Origin of the sequence: Neoroseomonas lacus, from assembly GCF_014644535.1 — a bacterium.
Taxonomy (GTDB): domain Bacteria; phylum Pseudomonadota; class Alphaproteobacteria; order Acetobacterales; family Acetobacteraceae; genus Neoroseomonas; species Neoroseomonas lacus.
The window spans coordinates 1-17,953 of record NZ_BMKW01000005.1; the positions used below are offsets into that span (position 1 = coordinate 1).

At 68.9% G+C, this 17,953-nt stretch carries 25 protein-coding genes, 2 tRNA genes and 2 pseudogenes; 7 read left to right on the forward strand and 22 right to left on the reverse strand.

What is annotated here, in order from left to right; translation table 11 throughout:
* The 4 genes and pseudogenes from IEY36_RS30595 to IEY36_RS10590 form a co-directional block, all read left to right on the forward strand.
* Positions 1-315 (forward strand): annotated as a pseudogene (locus IEY36_RS30595) (integrase core domain-containing protein); the annotation flags it as partial.
* Between the two features lie 826 nt (positions 316-1,141).
* Positions 1,142-1,588 (forward strand): DnaA N-terminal domain-containing protein, encoded by a 447-nt coding sequence (locus tag IEY36_RS10580; RefSeq protein WP_188967040.1) that lies wholly within the window; start codon positions 1,142-1,144, stop codon positions 1,586-1,588.
* A 4-nt stretch (positions 1,589-1,592) separates the two neighbouring features.
* Positions 1,593-2,006 (forward strand): hypothetical protein, encoded by a 414-nt coding sequence (locus IEY36_RS10585; RefSeq protein ID WP_188967041.1) that lies wholly within the window; start codon positions 1,593-1,595, stop codon positions 2,004-2,006.
* 2 nt (positions 2,007-2,008) lie between these two features.
* Entirely contained in the window at positions 2,009-2,200 is a 192-nt protein-coding gene (locus tag IEY36_RS10590) for a hypothetical protein (RefSeq protein WP_188967042.1), read from the forward strand.
* A 303-nt stretch (positions 2,201-2,503) separates the two neighbouring features.
* Here IEY36_RS10590 and IEY36_RS10595 read toward each other — a convergent pair.
* The 9 genes from IEY36_RS10595 to dcd form a co-directional block, all read right to left on the reverse strand.
* Positions 2,504-2,579: transfer RNA gene (locus tag IEY36_RS10595), tRNA-Phe, on the reverse strand.
* Between the two features lie 69 nt (positions 2,580-2,648).
* Positions 2,649-2,837 (reverse strand): DNA gyrase inhibitor YacG, encoded by a 189-nt coding sequence (gene yacG / locus IEY36_RS10600; RefSeq protein ID WP_188967043.1) that lies wholly within the window; start codon positions 2,835-2,837, stop codon positions 2,649-2,651.
* Entirely contained in the window at positions 2,827-4,011 is a 1,185-nt protein-coding gene (locus tag IEY36_RS10605) for a ribonuclease E/G (RefSeq protein ID WP_188967044.1), read from the reverse strand. The genes yacG and IEY36_RS10605 overlap by 11 nt, the downstream gene beginning before the upstream one ends.
* On the reverse strand, positions 3,996-4,583 hold the full coding sequence (locus tag IEY36_RS10610; RefSeq protein WP_188967045.1) for a Maf family protein: 588 nt from the start codon (positions 4,581-4,583) through the stop codon (positions 3,996-3,998). Before IEY36_RS10610 ends, IEY36_RS10605 begins: the two co-directional genes overlap by 16 nt.
* Positions 4,584-4,619: 36 nt before the next feature.
* Positions 4,620-4,838 (reverse strand): translation initiation factor IF-1, encoded by a 219-nt coding sequence (gene infA / locus IEY36_RS10615; protein ID WP_188967046.1) that lies wholly within the window; start codon positions 4,836-4,838, stop codon positions 4,620-4,622.
* A 111-nt stretch (positions 4,839-4,949) separates the two neighbouring features.
* On the reverse strand, positions 4,950-6,242 hold the full coding sequence (gene hisD / locus IEY36_RS10620; RefSeq protein WP_188967047.1) for a histidinol dehydrogenase: 1,293 nt from the start codon (positions 6,240-6,242) through the stop codon (positions 4,950-4,952).
* A 142-nt stretch (positions 6,243-6,384) separates the two neighbouring features.
* Positions 6,385-7,092 carry an ATP phosphoribosyltransferase gene (hisG, locus tag IEY36_RS10625; protein WP_188967048.1) on the reverse strand — a complete coding sequence of 236 codons (708 nt, stop codon included), beginning with the start codon at positions 7,090-7,092 and terminating at the stop codon, positions 6,385-6,387.
* A 50-nt stretch (positions 7,093-7,142) separates the two neighbouring features.
* Positions 7,143-8,402 (reverse strand): UDP-N-acetylglucosamine 1-carboxyvinyltransferase, encoded by a 1,260-nt coding sequence (gene murA / locus IEY36_RS10630; protein ID WP_188967049.1) that lies wholly within the window; start codon positions 8,400-8,402, stop codon positions 7,143-7,145.
* A gap of 17 nt (positions 8,403-8,419) precedes the next feature.
* Positions 8,420-8,974, reverse strand: coding sequence for a dCTP deaminase (gene dcd / locus IEY36_RS10635; protein ID WP_188967050.1), 555 nt, complete (start codon positions 8,972-8,974; stop codon positions 8,420-8,422).
* 406 nt (positions 8,975-9,380) lie between these two features.
* On the opposite strand from dcd, the gene IEY36_RS10640 reads away from it, so the two are divergent.
* Both IEY36_RS10640 and IEY36_RS10645 read left to right on the forward strand, forming a co-directional pair.
* Positions 9,381-9,968: a Hint domain-containing protein gene (locus IEY36_RS10640; RefSeq protein WP_188967051.1), complete on the forward strand. Its 588-nt coding sequence runs from the start codon at positions 9,381-9,383 to the stop codon at positions 9,966-9,968.
* Positions 9,969-10,072: 104 nt separating this feature from the next.
* Positions 10,073-10,147 (forward strand) — tRNA-Thr (locus IEY36_RS10645).
* A 5-nt stretch (positions 10,148-10,152) separates the two neighbouring features.
* Here IEY36_RS10645 and IEY36_RS10650 read toward each other — a convergent pair.
* The 4 genes and pseudogenes from IEY36_RS10650 to IEY36_RS10660 all read right to left on the reverse strand — a co-directional run bounded on the left by IEY36_RS10650 (position 10,153) and on the right by IEY36_RS10660 (position 12,209).
* Positions 10,153-11,265, reverse strand: coding sequence for a tyrosine-type recombinase/integrase (locus IEY36_RS10650; RefSeq protein WP_188967052.1), 1,113 nt, complete (start codon positions 11,263-11,265; stop codon positions 10,153-10,155).
* Positions 11,266-11,282: 17 nt separating this feature from the next.
* Positions 11,283-11,432: pseudogene (locus IEY36_RS31325) on the reverse strand (helix-turn-helix domain-containing protein); the annotation flags it as partial.
* The gene (locus IEY36_RS10655) at positions 11,432-11,866 is read right to left on the reverse strand and encodes an ASCH domain-containing protein (RefSeq protein ID WP_188967053.1); all 435 of its coding nucleotides are present in this window, start codon (positions 11,864-11,866) and stop codon (positions 11,432-11,434) included. The gene IEY36_RS10655 and the pseudogene IEY36_RS31325, both read right to left, overlap by 1 nt.
* A complete protein-coding gene (locus IEY36_RS10660) occupies positions 11,859-12,209 on the reverse strand; it encodes a DUF4326 domain-containing protein (protein WP_229681246.1) in 351 nt (116 codons plus the stop codon). The genes IEY36_RS10655 and IEY36_RS10660 overlap by 8 nt, the downstream gene beginning before the upstream one ends.
* Positions 12,210-12,312: 103 nt before the next feature.
* Here IEY36_RS10660 and IEY36_RS10665 point away from each other — a divergent pair, with 103 nt between their 5' ends.
* A complete protein-coding gene (locus IEY36_RS10665) occupies positions 12,313-12,582 on the forward strand; it encodes a hypothetical protein (RefSeq protein ID WP_188967055.1) in 270 nt (89 codons plus the stop codon).
* Positions 12,583-12,620: 38 nt separating this feature from the next.
* Here IEY36_RS10665 and IEY36_RS10670 read toward each other — a convergent pair whose 3' ends face one another.
* Genes IEY36_RS10670 through IEY36_RS10710 form a run of 9 tightly spaced genes read right to left on the reverse strand, consistent with a single transcriptional unit; the run spans position 12,621 to position 17,878 of the window.
* Positions 12,621-12,794: a hypothetical protein gene (locus tag IEY36_RS10670; RefSeq protein ID WP_188967056.1), complete on the reverse strand. Its 174-nt coding sequence runs from the start codon at positions 12,792-12,794 to the stop codon at positions 12,621-12,623.
* Positions 12,784-13,095 carry a hypothetical protein gene (locus IEY36_RS10675; RefSeq protein WP_188967057.1) on the reverse strand — a complete coding sequence of 104 codons (312 nt, stop codon included), beginning with the start codon at positions 13,093-13,095 and terminating at the stop codon, positions 12,784-12,786. Before IEY36_RS10675 ends, IEY36_RS10670 begins: the two co-directional genes overlap by 11 nt.
* A complete protein-coding gene (locus IEY36_RS10680) occupies positions 13,092-13,490 on the reverse strand; it encodes a hypothetical protein (RefSeq protein ID WP_188967058.1) in 399 nt (132 codons plus the stop codon). The genes IEY36_RS10675 and IEY36_RS10680 overlap by 4 nt, the downstream gene beginning before the upstream one ends.
* Positions 13,483-15,345: a ParB/RepB/Spo0J family partition protein gene (locus tag IEY36_RS10685; RefSeq protein ID WP_188967059.1), complete on the reverse strand. Its 1,863-nt coding sequence runs from the start codon at positions 15,343-15,345 to the stop codon at positions 13,483-13,485. Before IEY36_RS10685 ends, IEY36_RS10680 begins: the two co-directional genes overlap by 8 nt.
* A complete protein-coding gene (locus IEY36_RS10690) occupies positions 15,342-15,704 on the reverse strand; it encodes a hypothetical protein (RefSeq protein ID WP_188967060.1) in 363 nt (120 codons plus the stop codon). Before IEY36_RS10690 ends, IEY36_RS10685 begins: the two co-directional genes overlap by 4 nt.
* Positions 15,701-16,972: a hypothetical protein gene (locus IEY36_RS10695; RefSeq protein ID WP_188967061.1), complete on the reverse strand. Its 1,272-nt coding sequence runs from the start codon at positions 16,970-16,972 to the stop codon at positions 15,701-15,703. Before IEY36_RS10695 ends, IEY36_RS10690 begins: the two co-directional genes overlap by 4 nt.
* Positions 16,969-17,229 (reverse strand): hypothetical protein, encoded by a 261-nt coding sequence (locus tag IEY36_RS10700; RefSeq protein ID WP_188967062.1) that lies wholly within the window; start codon positions 17,227-17,229, stop codon positions 16,969-16,971. Before IEY36_RS10700 ends, IEY36_RS10695 begins: the two co-directional genes overlap by 4 nt.
* Positions 17,226-17,516, reverse strand: a complete 291-nt coding sequence (locus IEY36_RS10705) for a hypothetical protein (RefSeq protein WP_188967063.1) — start codon at positions 17,514-17,516, stop codon at positions 17,226-17,228. Before IEY36_RS10705 ends, IEY36_RS10700 begins: the two co-directional genes overlap by 4 nt.
* Positions 17,513-17,878 carry a hypothetical protein gene (locus IEY36_RS10710; RefSeq protein ID WP_188967064.1) on the reverse strand — a complete coding sequence of 122 codons (366 nt, stop codon included), beginning with the start codon at positions 17,876-17,878 and terminating at the stop codon, positions 17,513-17,515. Before IEY36_RS10710 ends, IEY36_RS10705 begins: the two co-directional genes overlap by 4 nt.
* Positions 17,879-17,953 lie beyond the last annotated feature (75 nt).

Consider the following 17,953-nt stretch of genomic DNA (forward strand, 5'->3'; position numbering starts at 1 on the left):
TTGGCCGAAAACGCCATGGACCATGTCCGCGGTGCCCCCTGCCATCCGCAAACCCAGGGCAAGATCGAGCGCTGGCACCAGACCCTGAAGAACCGCATTCTACTCGAGAACTACTACCTGCCCGGCGACCTCGAGGCGTAGGTCGAGGCCTTCGTCACGCACTACAACCACCAGCGCTACCACGAGAGCCTGCGCAATCTTACCCCGGCTGACGTCTACCTCGGCCGCGGCCAGACCATCCTGCTCGAGCGTGAACGTATCAAGCGACAGACGATCCAACAGCGACGCTTGATCCACCAACAACGCGCCGCCTAACCTCACAACCAAATGGGCCAGAGCCTCCGTTAGAAGACCGCCTCCACCGTCTCAAAGCATTCGACGACGGACAGGATGCACTGGACCTCTCCATCGCTACGCTGCGACGGCGGGAGAAGGAAGGGCGCTTCAAATTCGTGAAGGTGGGCTATCGCACGATGATGCGTGCGGAGGATGTGCGCGCGCTCGCCCGTGGCGAGCCGGCGTGACCGGGGCATCCGGTGAGCTATCCCATCTTGCCGCCGAACGACACTCCGCCGGAGCCGCTGACCCCGCCGGACTGCGACCTTCGCGGCTTCCCCTACATGCCGCTGGATGTGGCGCGGCTTCGCGATAGCGACTTGGCCGCGCTGCCTGACGCGGAAGCACGATGGGCGAACGTCATTAGCTGGGCTGCGAGTTGGCATCAGGTGCCGGCCGGGAGCCTTCCGAATGACGACGCGGCGCTGGCCCGCTTGCTGGGCTACGGGCGTGACGTGGGCGCATGGACGACGGTCCGCGAGGCGGGCGGTCTGCGCGGGTGGACGCTCTGCGCTGACGGCCGGCTCTACCATCCCGTGGTGGCGGAGAAGGCGTTGGCCGCCTGGCGCGCGCGCCGTCAGCAACGCGCGAAGGCGCTGAAGCGGTGGGGAGTTGACGGCTCTGCGCCCGCCACCACGGGCAACGATGCCGCGGCACTTGCCGGTGCAGATGCCGCGGGACATGCCACGGCATTGCCACTGCATATGCAAGAGAGAGTAAAGGGAGAGGGAGAAGGAATAGAGAATACTTCCCGCCCCCGCGCGCCGCGGTCGCGGCGTGAGAGCGAGCCGGAGGGTTTCGCGGAGTGGTATGCGCCTACCCGCGCAAGGCCGCGCGCACCGATGCCGCTCGCGCGTTCGCCCGCGCCCTCAAGACGGGAGCAACGGCCGAGGGCCTGACGGCCGCCCTCCAGCGGGCTGCATTCCGCGCCGACGATCCGCAGTTCATTCCCTACCCGGCGACTTGGCTGAACAAAGGGCATTGGCGCGATACGCCGGCCACCGTGCCGGCGCCGGCCACCGCCGCGGAGCCCGACCATCCTTGGTGGCCGCGCCTATCCGCCCAGATCAGCGCCACCGACTTCCGCCAGTGGATCGCCCGCCTTGGCGTGGTCGAGGAAGCCGGCGACGAGGTGCTCCTTGCCGCGCCCGGCGGCTTCCACGCCTCCCATGTCCAACAGAATTTCGGCCACGCTCTCCGCTCCATGTTCGGCAAGCGTGTGGTCATCACCTCAACCCCGAACAAGGACTGACCTCATGCACCCCCGTCCAACTCACTTTGCCCCGGAGCCGATCCAGATCAACGCCGCCGACTTCTTCTCCCTCACCAATCGCATGGCGCCGGCGGGGGTGGGCGGCCTCATGCGGCTCATCGCGCAGCTTGATCTTCTCGGATCGCTGCCCGGCGATGATGTATCCTGCATGTTCATGGGCGGCATGACCGAAGAGGAGTGGTCGCCATCCGGCTTCGGGCCGCGCGGATTCTTTGTGCGCTGCCCGGATGGGCGCCGCCGCTTGGCGCCGGAGTTCAAGCGCGTGATCCGCCTCCGCCCGGAATGCGTCGCGCGCTGGCCGCGGCAGGCCACCACCGCCGCGCCGGCAACCTATTCTGCCGCCGATGGTAGCGCGGAGGTTGCGCCGTCACGCTCCGTCAACGCGAGGGGCGTTTGACCATGGCGGGACCGATCAAAGTCGGGGTGGACTGGGCCGCCATCGAGGCCGGCTGGCGCGCTGGCGAAACCATGGGTTCGCTGGGGCGGCGTTATGGCGTGCTGGACCTGACCAACCCGCTAGTGAGGCAGGCGATCAGCGCTGCGACCGACGCGAAGAGCTTGTATGAGGGGCCGGCCAGCGCCTCCTACTGATCAGCCAAAGCACCCTTCCGAGCCCAAAAAAATTTCATGGATAGCCCGCGGTCAAGCTGATAGCGGCCGTTTTTGAGGCCCCCGTCGCATGTCGCGATCCAAGATCAAGGCGGGGAGGGGTGCGGCGCCCAGCCCGCATAGGGTGCCGCTCGCTCAATGGCGACCACGGCGCGGCCTCTATCGGGAGGGCAGGACCCAGTCGACCACGCGCACACTGGATCAGGCAGGCGCAAGCCGCGTGTGGGGGATTTTGTGGGGGATGCGCCGAATTTCGCCAAAAAAACCAATAAAATCAAAGAAGAATGGTGCCCAGGGGCGGAATCGAACCACCGACACTGCGATTTTCAGTCGCATGCTCTACCAACTGAGCTACCTGGGCCCATGAGGTTCCGTTGGAACCCGGCGAGGCGGCGGGGATAGCCGAGCCAGCGGCGCCTGTCCAGCCGGGTCAGGTGTCATCCTCGTCATTGTCCTGTATTGCGTCGGGCTCGCCCGGTATCGCGTAGCTGCCGGTCAGCCAGCGCCCGAGATCGACCTGCGCGCAGTGTGGTGAACAGAAGGGGCGCGACGCGGCCTGCGCCGGCCGCCGGCAGATCGGGCAGCGCGGTAAGGGGCGGGGCTTCGGGTCATCCGCCATGACCAACCTCCTGGATCGATGGGTGGGTAACCGACGGGTCGGCGTGCAGCAGCAGGGCCGTGCCGGCCTCGGCGGCGAAGGCTTCCAGCGCGCCAGGCAGGCCCTCCAGCGCCGCGATCACCGCTGGCGAGGCGAGCAACGCGAAGCGCGCCCCCGGCCGGGCCGCCGCATCCCGCGCGCCCTGGCGCAGGGCGGCGAGCCCGCGCGTCAGCGCCGAAGGCGGCGAGCCGAGCACCTCATGCAGCGGCGGATGCACACGGTCGCGCACGATCTCCGCGAGGCCCAGATGGGTGAAGCCGAGCAACCTGGCCTGCCGATCGGCCGCCAGGGCCTCGCGCAGCGGGTCGGCCAGCGCTTCGCGCCGCCTGGGCGATAGGCCGGCGAAATCCACCATGATCGCGCCGCCGAGGTTGCGCGCGCGGATCTGCCGCGCGAGTTCGGGCAGTGCCTCCCGGTTCAGCGTCGCCGTGCCATGGGCGCCGCGTGCTCCGGCTGCGCTGCCGGCATCCACGTCGATGGCGGTCAGTGCCGGCGTCGGGTGGATCAGCAGCCGGCCCCCGCCGGGCAGCGGTGCCTCGGTGCCGGCCAGCATATCGAATTCGGCTTCGATCGAATCGTCGAATGCCGGGGCAGGGATCAGGCGAGCCCGATCACCGACCGCGCCGCGGAGGCGGGCGAGCAGGGCGGTGCTGTCAACCAGCAACTCAGCGCGCGGGTAGCGGGTGGCAAGCCGCTCCGCCGCCAGCGGCCCGCGCGCGACGAGGATGGGGGCGCCGGGTGGAGCGGCGGCGATCCGCGCGGCCTCCGCAGCGGTGATGCGGGCGGATACGCGCGGCCCCTTGCCGCCCTGCGCTGCGCGGATGACGCGCAGCGGTAGGATCATGCCTTCATTGACCGCCGCCGCGATGGGCTGGCGCTGATCGCTCGCCTCGCGTTCGGGCAGGAAGCCGGTCTCGCCGCCGGCCAGGGCGATGAAGGCCCCGGCCATCGCTGGGGCGACCGCCGAGACGCGGCCGCGATGCAGGTCCGCGACACCATCGGGGCGGGCCGGGCGCTCGACCCAGGCCTCGGTCAGCATGCCGCCTTGCAGCAGTGCGGTGCGCACTTCGCCCGGCGAGGCGCTGACTAGGATGGTCGTCGCGCCGGAGGACGACGGCGTCAGGGTCGCAGCCATCCGATGCCGCGCAACAGTTGCGCCGTCTCGAACAGCGGCAGGCCGACCACGTTGGAATGGCTGCCCGAGAGGAAGCGGATGAAGGCCTCGGCGCGGCCCTGTATGGCATAGCCGCCCGCCTTGCCGCGCCATTCGCCGCCAGCCAGGTAGTCGGCGATCTGCTGTTCGGTGAGGCGCTGGAAGGTCACCGCACTCTCCACCACGCGCTTCAGCCGCCGCCCGTCCGGCAGTGCCAGCACGACCGCGGTCGTCACCTTGTGCCGGCGGCCGGAGATCAGGGTCAGGCATGCCTGCGCCTGCTCCGCCGTTTCGGCCTTGGGTAGGATGCGGCGACCGACGCCGACCACGGTGTCGGCGGCGAGCACCAGCGCATCCGGCGCGCGCGCGGCCGCCGCCTCCGCCTTGCCGAGTGCCAGGCGCTCGGCATAGGGGCGCGGGGTTTCGCGCTTCAGCGGCGATTCATTGATGTCGGTGGCGACCACCTGAGCTGGGATCACGCCCAGCCGGGCCAGAAGGTCCAGGCGCCGCGGGCTGGCGCTCGCCAGCACCAGTGGCGGGCGCGTATCGGGCATGATCTGGCTACTTGAAGCGGCCCCGGCGCATGCCGGTCACTTGAATCGGAATGTGATACGGCCCTTGGTCAGGTCGTAGGGTGTCATTTCGACATTCACGCGGTCGCCGGCGAGCACGCGGATGCGGTTCTTGCGCATCTTCCCGGAGGTATGCGCGAGGACCATGTGTTCATTGTCCAGCTTCACGCGGAACATCGCATTGGGGAGAAGTTCAACGACATGGCCGCTGAACTCAATCATATCTTCCTTCGACATCGGGCCTCGTAACTGGCGCGCCAAGCGCGCATGGGGGAGCGCAGCGCATCGTCGCGCCGCCGGAAATCGTCGGGAAAATGGTCCGCAACCCCCGCCGGGTCAAGCGTGGCGTCACCCACCGAGGCGCAAAGCGACGCTGCGGGCGTGTGCGGTGAGGCCTTCCGCCTCCGCCAGCGCCACCGCCGCGGGGCCGACTGCGACCAGCGCAGCCTCGTCCGCCTCAACCCAGGTGGTCCGTTTCAGGAAGTCGAATACCGACAGACCCGAGGCGAAACGGGCGGTACGCCCGGTGGGCAGCACATGGTTCGGGCCGGCGACATAGTCCCCCACCGCCTCCGGGCAGAAGCGGCCCAGGAAGGCGGCCCCGGCATGGCGGATCTGCGCCAGGAGCGTGCGTGGTTCCGCTACCATTAATTGGAGATGTTCCGGCGCCAGCCGGTTGGTCAGTGTCGCCGCCTCGGCCAGGTCCCGCACCACGATCACGGCGCCATGCCGTGCCCAGGATTCGCTGGCGATGGCCGCACGCGGCAGGTGGCGGAGCTCGGCTTCGACCGCCACGGCGACCGCATCGGCCAGCGTCGCGTCAGGGGTGATCAGGATGGATTGCGCGCTTTCGTCATGTTCGGCCTGGGCGAGCAGGTCGACTGCGATGTGGCGGGGGTCGTTGTCGGCATCCGCTATCACCACGACCTCGGACGGGCCGGCGATCGAATCGATGCCGACGCGCCCGAAAACCTGGCGCTTGGCCTCCGCGACATAGGCATTCCCAGGGCCGACGATGCGGTCCACCGCGCCGATCGACGCCGTGCCCCAGGCCATCGCCGCTACCGCCTGGGCGCCGCCGATGCGGAAGATCTCGGTCACTCCGGCGCGCTTCGCCGCGGCGAGCACCAGCGGATTCAACGCGCCATCAGGCGTCGGCACGCACATCGCGATGCGCGGCACCCCCGCCGCGCGGGCTGGCAGCGCGTTCATCAGCACCGAGGAAGGGTAGGCGGCCTTGCCGCCCGGGACATAGATGCCAACCGCATCGATGGCGCCCCAGCGCATCCCGAGCGTCAGCCCGGCGCTATCCTGCATTTCAAGGTCGCGCGGCAACTGGGCGCGGTGGAAGGCCTCGATCCGCTCGGCGGCGAGGTTGAGCGCCGCGCGCAGTTCCGGGCGGATGGAGGCGTCGGCGGCCTCGATCTCGGCCGAGGTAACGCGCAGCGCGGCGGGAGCGGTCGGCGCCCAGCGGTCGAAGCGCGTCGTGTAGTCGATCAGCGCGGCATCGCCATGGGCGCGGATGGTGGCGATGATCTCAGCCACGACGCCATCGACGCGGTTGGTGGTCTCGCGCGCCTCATCCAGCAGGGCGGCGAAGGCGGGTTCGAAATCCGGTGTGGCGGTGTTGAGGCGCTTCATGGGTAAAGGTCGGGGGAGAGAACTCCCCCGGTCCCCCTCCTGTTTCTATCGGTTGGAGACTGACAGCGACGGGCGGCGCCAAAAGACAGTAAAGGGGTAGGGGTTTGGGGGAGGTTCTCCTCCCCCAACCTTCCTTTGTTACTCACCGCGCGTCGCGCTCCGCCAAGGCGGCACGGAACCGCGCAATCCAGGCGCCGATAGCCTCCGGCCGCGTCTTCAGCGCCGTGCGGTTGACGATCAGGCGGGAGGTGATGGTGGCAATCACCTCCGTCTCGTGCAGTCCATTCGCCTTCAACGTCGATCCGGTCTGCACCAGGTCCACGATCAGGCGCGACAGTCCCATCGAGGGTGCCAGCTCCATCGCGCCGTTCAGATGGACGATCTCGGCCTGCACGCCGCGCGCGGCGAAGTGACGCTGCGCGATGTTCGGGTATTTCGTTGCCACCGTGATGCGTGACCAACGCGACGGGTCATCGGCCTGCGTGACGACCGGCTCGGCGATGGACACGCGGCAGCGGCCGACGCCGAGGTCGAGCGGCGCGTAGATCTCGGGATAGTCGAATTCCATCAGCACATCGGCGCCGCAGATGCCGATCTGCGCCGCGCCATGGGCGACGAAGGTCGCGACATCGAAGGACCTGACGCGGATCACATCCAGCGCCGGGTCGTTGGTCGGGAAGCGCAGGCGGCGGCTGCTCTCATCCACGAAATCCGGTGCCGGGACGATGCCGGCGCGCGTCAGCAGCGGCCCGATCTCGGACAGGATGCGGCCCTTTGGCAGGGCCAGCACGATTGGGCTGGCATCCTCGGGCGTCGCCGGGGTGAGCGGGGAATGAATCGCGTGGTCCATGGTGGAGCCTATCACCGGCCGGGCAGGGGGGCTGTCATCGCGATTCGGCTTCAGCCCGGCAACCGTTCGATGTCGGCACCGACGGCGGCGAGCTTCGCCTCGACATGCTCATAGCCGCGGTCGAGGTGATAGACGCGGTTGACGATGGTCTCGCCCTGTGCCGCCAGGCCCGCGAGGATGAGCGAGACCGAGGCGCGCAGGTCGGTCGCCATGACCGGCGCGCCGGACAGCTTCTGCACGCCGCGCACGATGGCCGAGGAGCCGTGGAAGTTGATGCGCGCGCCCATGCGCGTCAGTTCCGGCACATGCATGAAGCGGTTCTCGAAGATCGTCTCGGTGATCATCGCGGCACCTTCCGCCACGCACATCAGCGCCATGAACTGCGCCTGCATGTCGGTGGCAAAGCCCGGGAAGGGTTCCGTCATCACATCGGTGCCGCGCAGACCGTTCAGGCGCGAGACCTTCAGCCCGCCCTCGGCCTCGGCGACATCCACGCCGGCGTCGCGCAGGGTGCGTACCACCGCGCCGAGGTGTTCCAGTCGCGCACCGCCCAGCAGCACCTGGCCACCGGTGATGGCCGCGGCGCAGGCATAGGTGCCGGCCTCGATGCGGTCGGGGATGATGGGATGCACGGCCGAACCCAGCGCACCAACGCCTTCGACGATCAGGCGATCGGTGCCGAGGCCCTCGATCCGCGCGCCCAGGCGCATCAGGCAGGCGGCGAGGTCGGAGATTTCCGGCTCGCGCGCCGCGTTGACGATCTCGGAGGTGCCCTTCGCCAGGGTGGCGGCCATCAGGATGTTCTCGGTCGCGCCCACCGAGACCTGCGGAAAGATGATGCGCGCACCCTTGAGGCCGCCGGGTGCGCGGGCCTCGATATAGCCGGCGGTGATCTCGATCTCGGCACCCATCTGTTCGAGCGCCTTGAGGTGCAGGTCGACCGGGCGGGTGCCGATGGCGCAACCGCCGGGCAGGGAGACCCGAGCCTGACCGAAACGGGCGACCAGCGGCCCGAGCACCAGCACCGAGGCGCGCATCTTGCGCACGAGGTCATAGGGCGCTTCGAGGTTGGTAGCCGCCCCTGACATTGTGATGGTGCGCGCGGTCATGTCGCGTTCCACCGTCAGCCCGTGCTGCGCAAGCAGCCCGGCCATGGTGACGACATCGGCGAGGTCGGGCGCATTCGTCAGCGTCAGTGGCCCGTCGGTCAGCAACGCGGTCGCCATCAACGGCAGCGCGGCATTCTTGGCGCCGGAAATCGGGATGGTGCCGGAGAGCGCGCGGCCGCCGCGGATACGGATGCGGTCCATTTCAGCAATTCAACCTTTTAAAGCCGTGGCAGCGCGACGCCGCGCTGGCCCATGTATTTGCCGCGACGGTCGGCATAGCTGACCTCGGGCGGCGAGGCACCCTGCAGGAACAGGAACTGGCAAACGCCCTCATTGGCGTAGACCTTGGCGGGTAGTGGCGTGGTGTTGCTGATCTCGATCGTCACCTGGCCTTCCCATTCGGGCTCGAGCGGGGTGACGTTCACGATCAGGCCGCAGCGGGCATAGGTCGATTTGCCAAGACAGATGACCAGCACGTCGCGCGGGATGCGGAAATACTCGACCGTATGGGTCAGCACGAAGGAATTGGGCGGGATAATGCAGACCGGCCCACGGCGGGTCACGAAGCCGTCCTCGTTGAAGGATTTCGGGTCCACCAACGCATTGTCAACGTTGGTGAAGATCTTGAATTCCTCGGCCGCGCGGGCGTCGTAGCCGTAGGAGGAGAGACCGTAGGAGATGACCCCCTCGCGGCGTTGGGCCTCGACGAAGGGCTCGATCATGCCGTGTTCGGCCGCCATGCGGCGAATCCAGCTGTCGGGCATGATGGGCATGGAGTGTCGCCTGGGCTGCGGCTTAACGCGCCGTGAAGGGGCGGGGCCGGGGGCGGCGCGGCCCCCGGTCACCCCGGGGGCGTCCGATTAGCCCATGGGCTTTTCGCCGGCAACCTTGGCGGGGGTCGCGGGCTCGTCCGCGGCGGCGTCGCGTGCGCGGGCCTGGGCCTTTCGGCGCCTCAGATTCTCGCGCAAGGCTGCGGCCAGACGCGCGGCCCGGTCATCTGCCTTGGGCGGTGTGGTTCCCTTTTTTGTCATGGCGAGAAGATGGCCCTGCCGCCTCAAGCCAAGCAAGACAGCGAGTGCCGGCGTTGTGATTTTATGTCTGGCGGCAACCCATGAGAACATTACTTTTCCTGGATGCCAGTGGGCGTGGCCCGCGGATCGGGGCGCGGAGGAACGTGCCATGACCGAAGGAGGCAGCCCGCCTCCCTGCGCCCGACAACCCGACCCTGCTGGATTGCCCGTCGAGGACCTCGCGCTGACCGGCGTGTTGCCGGTTGGGAAGGTGGTGACGATTCGGGGCGAGGTACCGGCGGATGAGGTGGAGGCGGGCGATATCATCATCGTCCTGGCACGTGCCGGCTATGGCCCTGTCCAGCGCGTGATCGAGACCATGGTTGACCTTGGCCGGCGGCCCGATGCGGCGCCGGTGCTGGTCATCGAGGGCGCCTTCGACCGTTTCGCGCCCAGCCGAACCACCATTCTGGCCCCGCAATGCCTCATTGGTTTCGAGGATTGGCTGGTGCCGGCCGCGGCGCTGGTGAATGGCCGCAGCATCCGGCAACTGCCGGCCGCGGGTTATGTCCGCTACCTGCAGCTCGAGATGGGCCAGCACGACATGTTTGTGGTCGACGGGTTGCGCATCGCGAGCCTGTCCCGGGGCACGGCGCTGTGTCGGCCCGAATTGACCAACCGCGCCGAGCTTGATCGCCTGCGCATGCGGATCGTCGACCGGATCCCCGCCCTGGAGGCTTCGGGGCTGCTGCCATAGGCCGGGCGCCGGTGCGGGGCGCGCGTTGTTGGTGGCGCCACGACGGAACGGGGTTGCGCGGGCTGGCCCATCCGCCTAGAGAGAGCGCCGCCTGACGGCACGGCGCTGTTGTAGCTCAGTGGTAGAGCACTCCCTTGGTAAGGGAGAGGTCGAGAGTTCAATCCTCTCCAACAGCACCATGATTTCAAACGATTTTCTGCTTCTTCACCCTAATAGTTACCTCTCCAATCGGAGCGGAAACCCGCCCAACTGCGCCCGCCGCTTCGCGCAAATGGTCCGGCGAGTGATGGCCGTAGACCGATTCCACCATGCGCACGTCGCTATGCCCCAACAGGCCCGCGATCTCCCACATTGGCACTCGTGCCTGCGCCGCCCATGTCGCGGCGGTGTGGCGTAGCGTGTGCGGCGTGACGCCGACCAGGCCGGCTCGTTTGCAGGCAGCACGGAAACCAGTCTTCACCGACTTCACCTGGTGTCCGGCGAACTCCACGACATAGTCGGACTGCGCCAGCTGGTTCGCCGCCTGCAGGTGCGCCATCAATTCGGGATTGATCGGCACGTCGCGGGCCCGGCCCTTGTTGCCGCGCCCGGTCCCGTAGGAGAGCCGGCCGGCGTCCAGATCCACATCGGCCCAGCTCAGCCCCAGGATGGCGGCCGACCGGGCGGCGGTGTGCAGTCCGAGCAGCACGAACAGCCGGACATGGAAGTCACCGCACGCCTCGACCAGGCGCACGGCTTCCTCACGCGTCAGCCATCGGTCACGCGATTGCGGAGCCTGCGGGATCTCGACAAAGGGCGCGACCGCCAGCCACTTCTCATCGGCCGCCCATTTGAACGCTGCACGCAGGGTCACCAACTCACGGATGATGGTGCCGGCGGCGACGGGCTTGGTGCGGCGCGCTGCCCTTGGGCCAACCTCATAGCCTTCCTGCCGGCGCTGCTGCGCGTAGGCGCGGCAGCGCGGCTTGGTCAGCAGATCTGGTGGCAGATCGCCCATATGGCGGCGGAGCGCGGCGATGCACGCCTTCATGGTGCCCGGCGCATGCAGCGGGCGCTCGGTGTTGGCGATGCGGTCGGCTTCGTATGCATCGAGAATGGCCCCGATCGATGGGGCCTCCGGAGGCGGGACTTTTCCCCATCCTGCCTCGAAGGCCGCGAGCGCTACGCGCGCCTCGCGCTCATCCTCTGCGCCCGTTGAAACGCGGTGCGCGCGCCCTTCCCACCAAAACTCGATGGAATAACGACCGCTGCGGCGGGCGAGGCGGAATCGGGGGCGGTCGAGCTTGGGGCGCGCCATGCCTGGGCCTCGAATGCTTCAACGTCCTGCTGACGGATGCGGATGGCCGAGCCGAGGCGGATATGCCCCAGCCGCCCCGCCTGGATCAGGGCGTAGATGTGGGTTGTGCTGACCTGCCAGTGATCAGCCAGGGTGGCAACGGTGAAGTGACGGGCGGGTTCAGCCATCAGAACAGCTTCCCTTGAGGCTTGTCCGCGCGCGCCGGTGCCGGGCGCGGCTTTGGGCTAGTGGAGGGCGGGCTGAAGTCAGGTCGGAAGAACCCCAGCTTCCCGGGGCAAGGCCGGAATGGCAGCGGGCGCATGTTGTCGAGCCTGAAGCCGTAGGGCCCGTCGAACCAAGGCGACAGACAGTCGCGGCAGCAATCGATGATGTCAGCTCGCCCGACGATGCCGCCGAGATCGAAGGCCGCCGGCCGCTCGATCTCCGGCCAGGCCCATTGCTGGTATGGGTCGAAGTCGAAGCGCTTGCCGGCATGGATCAGCACCGGGCCGCGATAATTCGTGAACCAGGTGCGGTTCTCGACGTCCTTGTGGCCAGCGACGATCAACCATGCCCAGGGCTGCTTGATCGAGAGGGCCATCGTGGGGAGGTCATCACCCATTCGCCACCTCCAGCCACACATCCGCGTGGCACGGCATGCTTTCGGGGCACCAGCACCCGAGGTCTTTGCCGCGCAGCTCGCGCTTGGCGGCGACGACCAGGTCCGGCTGCGCCATCACGTCGGCGCGGTGCCGCTCGACGGCCATGGCGTGCGCCTCCCTCGGGCCGGCTGCGGTGGTGGATGTGCCGGTGCTGACGTCGGTGCAGCACCAGCCGATGCCCTGGACGTGCTCCACGCGGCAGCGGTTGCCCCATTTCGTGGGGCGGGCGACGGAGACCGCGCCTTCGGGCATGCGCCAGCCTTTGGTGCGGCGGAGTTGGATGCGGCGCGGGGCGTCAGGCATCGTCATTAACCTGGATCAAACCGGCCGCGCACTCGCCCATTCGTGCATCCATGCCGCGCAGCGAAAGGGTAAAATCACACCCTGACGTGCGTGGAGGCGAAACATGCAAATCGACAAGATCGAAATCCTCCCCATCGGGCCCGAGGGCGAGCTGTTCCAGATCAGTGACGGCGAGCTCTATGCCCTGCTCGAGACGGAGGGCATGGGGATGCCCTGGGATGATCTGATCGATAGGGCGACGCTGCATCCCGACATCTGCGACTACATGATCCGATGGCTGAGCCAGCACGGGGTGCTGGTGGGCAGTCCGCATCCGCCGCACCTGGTCTGGGACGATCTGGCGCACGACGTGGCGGCTGCGCGGCTGCTGTAGGGCGGGGGCGGCCCATTCGATCTTGCTGTCGGCGCCCATCACACGATGCCCCAGGTCGCCAGCAACCGCGACAGCAGCGCGCCGACCAGCGCCCCGCCGGCCGTCGCGTAGAGCAGGCTTCGCCCGGTCAGCGTGTTCTCGGCCTTCTGCTTGCCGGCCGCGATCATGGCGAGTTCGCGCGGGGTGAGGTCGTCTTCCCGGTCAGCGAGCATCGGAATCGCACTTCGCCATCGCGCGATCGAGACGCTCGATCTCGGCGACGATCAACGCGGCGGCGCGGATCAGGTCGTGACGCCGGTCTTTGGGTTTCCACCAAGACGGGTGCCATGGCCAATTCCTCGGCGCGCGTGGCGCATGTGCCATAAGCCTGATGCCGGCCGCGTGCAGCGCGTAACACCCGGCCGCCGCGGCGAGTTGACCATCCGACTGCACGGAATCGTCTCGCTCTGGCGACCATCCTTCGCCCTCGATCTGCCGGCGGCGCTCGGCCGCGATCTCGTCGATGACGGTCACGCCCGCTCCCTCCCGCCATCGCACACATCCCGCAGGAAGCGCACCGCCATCGCGGCGAGCTGCACCGCCTCCTTCCGCATCGCGACCACGTCGCGCCGCTTCTGGTTGGCCCAGACGTGTTCCTTGAGCTCGTCGAACTCCTCGAGGATGACGGCGTAGCCCTCATGCGCCGAATGGATCGGCGGCCAGAGCGTTTCGGCACGCGCGACCTCGATGCCGATCTCGGCAAGCATGCACTCGAGCGACGGTGCGCCTCCGGCCGGATCCAGCCCGGTTGCCCCCTCAAGCTTCGCGAGCGTCAGGGACCGCGACAGCAGGCGGATCATAGCGCCGCGCTCGACCATGATGACCGGCGGTCCCTGTTCCGCCATCGACAGCTGTTCCTGGTCATTCACCGTTGCCGTCCTCCGTCCTGATGCAAACCACGTCCCGGATGCAGGCCTCCGCGTCGCTGCACCCCGCGCAGGGGAACGGCCCGACATGCCCTTTCGGCACCGCCTTCGCGCGCGGTGGGCCTGGTGCGGTGAGGGTGCTGCCGGGCAGTTCCATCGTCTCCGCGTGCCCGGCCAGGCGGTCGCGCAGCGCCTTGCTGCTGCCACCAACCGGCAAGCCCGCCTCGCGCGCGACGGCGCGCAGCGTGTCGCCGGTCGCGGTCGCGAGGATCTCCGGCGTGTCGAGCCGCGGCATGTCGCGATCGGCGCGCAGCGCCGCGCCGATCCACTCCGCGGCCGCGCCGCTTGTGTTGCCGAAGGCGCCAGTCGGGGCGCAGACGATCATGCGCGCGGCGGCCTCGGCGGCGATCGCCATGACGGCGCCAAGGCCAAGGTCAGGATCCACGGTGCCGTCTTTCGCAACCATGCGCGCGGCCAGGTCGACGAAGCTGGTGCGGGTGTATTTGCTGGCCGGGTCGCCGCGCACGTCGACATTGTCGCCGCACAGGGCGAGCACCAGCACCATCAGCAGGTCGCCGGGCGTGTGGTCGCGCCGGTCGCGCAGCGCGCAGCGGATGGCCGTGGTCTTCGCCTGGGCGACCAGGATGCGGCCCTTCTCCGTCAGCGGGCCGCGACCTGGCTTCGCTGCCGGCGCGGGGGCGGCCTCGAAATCGTCGCCCTCGTCCTCGGCATCGTCGCCGCCATCGGGGTGGACTAGTTCCGCATCGTCCGGCGCGGTGTCGTCAACGGCCTGGCTGCGGGCGGTGATTTTCTTGGGCGCCGTGGTGGACGATCCCGCCGCAGCTTTCGCGCCGCCGGCCGGCTCGGGCGGCGGCACCGCGTAGAGTTCAACGATGACGCCGAGGCTGTAGCCGCCCGGGTTCACCGCGGCGAAGCGCATCGCGCCCGGTGTCTTGATATCGAAGCACCGCTTCCAGCCCGCCGGCAGTCGGGGCGCGTTCTCCTTCGCGTCCCATTCCACCGCGCGCAGCTTGCCGCGCTTCGCGCGCGACACCAGCGCCGCATTCTGCGCGGCAATGAAGCCCTCGATGTCAGTGGTGGTGAACCGGTCGGCGTCGTCGGGCTGGGCGAACATGTCTTCGTCCCAGCGGATCTCGTCGGCCTTCTCGACGTCGAAGATCGCGCGCGATTGCGGGATGCGCCGCACGCGGCACAGGCCCGCGATGTCATACCAGTTCGGCACCTTCATCACTGTGCCGGTGCCGTCCTCGCTGTAGTCATCATCCCAGGCGTTGGGGTTCTTCAGCGCCGCTTCCTGCACCTCGATCGGCGCGCCGGCGATGATGGCGATTTCCTCCTCCTCCGGCATGTCGTGCTGCTCGATCGCCGACAGCATGGAAGGGTGCAGCCGACCGAGCTTGTCGAGCTGCTTGGCGGTGCGCTTCGCGATGCCCAGCGCGCCGGCCGCGCCGTCCAGCGTCCAGCCCATTTCCTGCAGGTGCACCAGCGCACGCCACTGGTCGACCGGCGCCAGCGCCGCGCGCTGCAGGTTGGCGGCGACGCCGGCGGCGAGGCTCGTGCGTTCATCGGTTTCGACCGGCAGGGCGCGAATGGTCTCGAAGCCGGCCGCGCGCGCGGCGGTGACGCGGCGGTGCCCGTCCACCACCTGGTGCTGCCGCGCCTCGTCATCCCAGCGGACCAGGATGGGCTGCAGCACGCCCATGATGCGGATGCTCTCGACCAGCCCGGCATCGGCCTCGGCGGAGGCGGGGGTGCGGCGCTGCTGGTAGGGGCCGTTGGTGCCGAGGCTGTCGAGCGCGAGCATGAGAAGCGTCGCGGCGGGGAGGGGGGCGTTCACAGCGGGAACCCATCCGGGCCGATGACGTCTTCCTCATCCTCGTCGGCGCCGATATCGCCACGCGGCTCCGGCGCTGGCAGAAGCCCCGCCGGTACGATGCAGCGGATCGGCGCCGGCAGTTGCCATGCCTCGCGCGGCTGCCGTGCGAACGCGACCTCGGCGGTGCACGGCGTCAGGCGATAGATGGACGCGCCGCCGTGGAACACCGCTGGGAGCAGTTCATTGGCGAAGAGGGGTTCCAGCGCCATCATCTTGGCGCCGAACCTTTCGACCTCCGCGATGCGCCCGATCAGCGTTGTGTGACCGAACAGTTCCACGATGGCGAAGTCGCCGGCGGGGTAGACCGGTGTGTCGTTCATGATGCCAACTCCTTCCGCCGCGTGAGCTGCCAGAGCGCGTGCGTGTTGGTGAGGGTGGAGAGCCGGATGCCGAAGTCGGCGCCGACGTCGCGCACGCTCATGCCGCTGTCGAAGGCTTCCCAGATCTCGCGGCCTTGCGCGTCCTCGGGGAAGGACAGAGCAATGGGGGCGGCGATCGTCTCTGCCGTCGCTGGTGCTGCCATCCCGGAGGCCTCAACGGCGGCGCCTTCGTCGACCTCGGACGCGGTGTCCGGCGCGTCGTCGGGTTCATCGTCGGCGACGACGCTCTCCGCCGCAGGCTTCAAAAGTTCGTCCATCGCGCGGAGCCCGGCATGCCATGCTGCGGCTTCCGGGGACGTGATGCCGAACCAGTCGACCATCTGGGCCACGGTCCACCCGGCGCGAATGTTCCGGTCGCCCTCGGCCAGGTCATCCGCGCTGAGGCCGGACGGGCGCCGGATCGGGTCGGGCGTCGCTTCCGCCATCGGCGGCAACGATGCGGCCTCAGGCTCCGCCTCGGCGGACTCGGAAGGCGAGGTGATCTCGGGGTTGTTGGCTGGGGCTTCGGCTGTGCCAGGCGCGCGAGTGAACAGGTCGCTGCGCTTCGGCAGGTTGAGGGAGGCAGCGATGCGATACAGCGCCGGATCGTTCTTGATCTCCCGGCCTGGCGTGGCGTTCAGCCGCGCGCGGATGACGGCATTGGTGACAGTCGGATCAGACCATGCCGCGCGGAAGGCGGCCTCGCGCATCGGATGCAGCAGTGCCGGCTCGCGGACCTTACCGGGGGGGGCATGGTCGGCCTCGGGTGAGGGAGAAATCCCCTCCGTCGCCAGGACCGGCGGAGGGGCAGGTGCGGGCGCCAAGGGCTGCGCCGCTGCCTCTGCTGCCGGGGAGGCCAGCGCGAAGTCACTCGCGTTTCCTGGGCCGGCGGGCAGGGGGGGAATGTCGATGGGCGGGTCGGCGCTGGGCAGCGAGTCCGCGTGCGCGGGCTGGGCTTCTTCCTGTGCGAGGGTCGGGGCGGGGCCGCGCGACATGTGACCCTGCGGCTGCACGGGAACGAAAGGCGGCAGCGTCGGCTGAAGCAAGGCCGACCATTCGATGGGCATCTGCCGGATCGGCGGTTCCGGTTCAGCGCTGTTCGGGCCGAACAACGCGCGCAGGGCGGCGATTCCACCGGCATAGGCGGCGGTGCCTTGGATGCGGCCCGTGGCCTCGACCTCGGTCAGCGCGCGATGCAGCGAGGCTGCGGTGATGGTGATGGCGTTCACAGCCGCACCGCCCCGTCAGCACGCGCGGCGCGGATGGCTCCGAGATCCACGATCGCGCAGGGCGAGATGGTGGCCGGTTCGGGGCGGCTCGGCGCGCCTTCCATGTGAGCGACACCGATGCGCACGGCCTCGAGCGCCTGCACCGCGGCGACGATCTGTTCCTGTTCGGCGCGTAAGTCCGGATGGGCGCCGATGCGCACGGCGACGCGCATCAGGACGGTGAGGGGTGTGTCCATCACATGGTGAAACGTCGTCATGACAGCAGCCCCGCCACGACGTTCACCACCAGCACGGCGGCCAACGGGACGAACACCACCAGGGCGATGGCCTGCACCAGGGGATGGCGGCGGGTGATCGGCGGCGGCGTGAAGATCAGGCCGGCCTGGTCCTCGCCCCACAGCAGGCGCTCGGCGGCGGTGACGCCCGGGTCGATGCGCGTCAGGCGCCGGCCCCAGCGCAGATAGGTCCAGCCCGTCTGCGCCGAATGGGTGATGCGCGGCAGCAGCGGGAAGTGCGGCGGGCGGCGGTCGAGCGTGGCCATCATGAACCCCCTGCGGTTGAGAGGCCGGCCGCGAAGATGCGGCGGGCGAGGATGGAGGCGTCGGCTTCCTCGGCGGAGAGCGGCATGCGCGGCGGGTGCGGGAAGCGCGGCGCGGCGTCGCGCAGGATGGCGGCGAGCGCGCCGTAGCCGTCGTCCATGGACGGACGGAACAGGCCGGTCAGTTCGCCCGCCGCCTCGTCGCAGGCCTCGGCCCAGGTCAACAAATGGTCGGCCGTCAGGCCGGGCATGGAGAGCAGGAAGCGGCCGATTGCGGACAGACCGAGCGGCAGGTCTTCGATGCGACGCTGCAGCTCGGCGATGGTCGCTGGTTCGGCGGGTTGGTCACGGAGGAGGGTGAGGCGCATCACAGCACCCCCAGCCGTCGCGCGACGGCGGCGGTGATGGCGGGCCAGCCGAAGCCGCTCACGATCATGGCGGCG

Bases quoted from the DNA above. Each gene is read 5' to 3' on its own strand.
- IEY36_RS10705 (WP_188967063.1), bottom strand. From the start codon at position 17,516: ATGATGGCCACGCTCGACCGCCGCCCGCCGCACTTCCCGCTGCTGCCG.
- IEY36_RS10660 (WP_229681246.1), bottom strand. From the start codon at position 12,209: ATGCCTGACGCCCCGCGCCGCATCCAACTCCGCCGCACCAAAGGCTGG.
- IEY36_RS10710 (WP_188967064.1), bottom strand. From the start codon at position 17,878: ATGCGCCTCACCCTCCTCCGTGACCAACCCGCCGAACCAGCGACCATC.
- IEY36_RS10690 (WP_188967060.1), bottom strand. From the start codon at position 15,704: ATGAACGACACACCGGTCTACCCCGCCGGCGACTTCGCCATCGTGGAA.
- IEY36_RS10700 (WP_188967062.1), bottom strand. From the start codon at position 17,229: ATGACGACGTTTCACCATGTGATGGACACACCCCTCACCGTCCTGATG.
- infA (WP_188967046.1), bottom strand. From the start codon at position 4,838: ATGTCGAAGGAAGATATGATTGAGTTCAGCGGCCATGTCGTTGAACTT.
- yacG (WP_188967043.1), bottom strand. From the start codon at position 2,837: ATGGCGGATGACCCGAAGCCCCGCCCCTTACCGCGCTGCCCGATCTGC.
- IEY36_RS10605 (WP_188967044.1), bottom strand. From the start codon at position 4,011: ATGGCTGCGACCCTGACGCCGTCGTCCTCCGGCGCGACGACCATCCTA.
- IEY36_RS10665 (WP_188967055.1), top strand. From the start codon at position 12,313: ATGCAAATCGACAAGATCGAAATCCTCCCCATCGGGCCCGAGGGCGAG.
- IEY36_RS10650 (WP_188967052.1), bottom strand. From the start codon at position 11,265: ATGGCGCGCCCCAAGCTCGACCGCCCCCGATTCCGCCTCGCCCGCCGC.
- IEY36_RS10610 (WP_188967045.1), bottom strand. From the start codon at position 4,583: ATGCCCGATACGCGCCCGCCACTGGTGCTGGCGAGCGCCAGCCCGCGG.
- IEY36_RS10640 (WP_188967051.1), top strand. From the start codon at position 9,381: ATGACCGAAGGAGGCAGCCCGCCTCCCTGCGCCCGACAACCCGACCCT.
- IEY36_RS10590 (WP_188967042.1), top strand. From the start codon at position 2,009: ATGGCGGGACCGATCAAAGTCGGGGTGGACTGGGCCGCCATCGAGGCC.
- IEY36_RS10585 (WP_188967041.1), top strand. From the start codon at position 1,593: ATGCACCCCCGTCCAACTCACTTTGCCCCGGAGCCGATCCAGATCAAC.
- hisD (WP_188967047.1), bottom strand. From the start codon at position 6,242: ATGAAGCGCCTCAACACCGCCACACCGGATTTCGAACCCGCCTTCGCC.
- hisG (WP_188967048.1), bottom strand. From the start codon at position 7,092: ATGGACCACGCGATTCATTCCCCGCTCACCCCGGCGACGCCCGAGGAT.
- IEY36_RS10670 (WP_188967056.1), bottom strand. From the start codon at position 12,794: ATGCTCGCTGACCGGGAAGACGACCTCACCCCGCGCGAACTCGCCATG.
- murA (WP_188967049.1), bottom strand. From the start codon at position 8,402: ATGGACCGCATCCGTATCCGCGGCGGCCGCGCGCTCTCCGGCACCATC.
- IEY36_RS10655 (WP_188967053.1), bottom strand. From the start codon at position 11,866: ATGGGTGATGACCTCCCCACGATGGCCCTCTCGATCAAGCAGCCCTGG.
- dcd (WP_188967050.1), bottom strand. From the start codon at position 8,974: ATGCCCATCATGCCCGACAGCTGGATTCGCCGCATGGCGGCCGAACAC.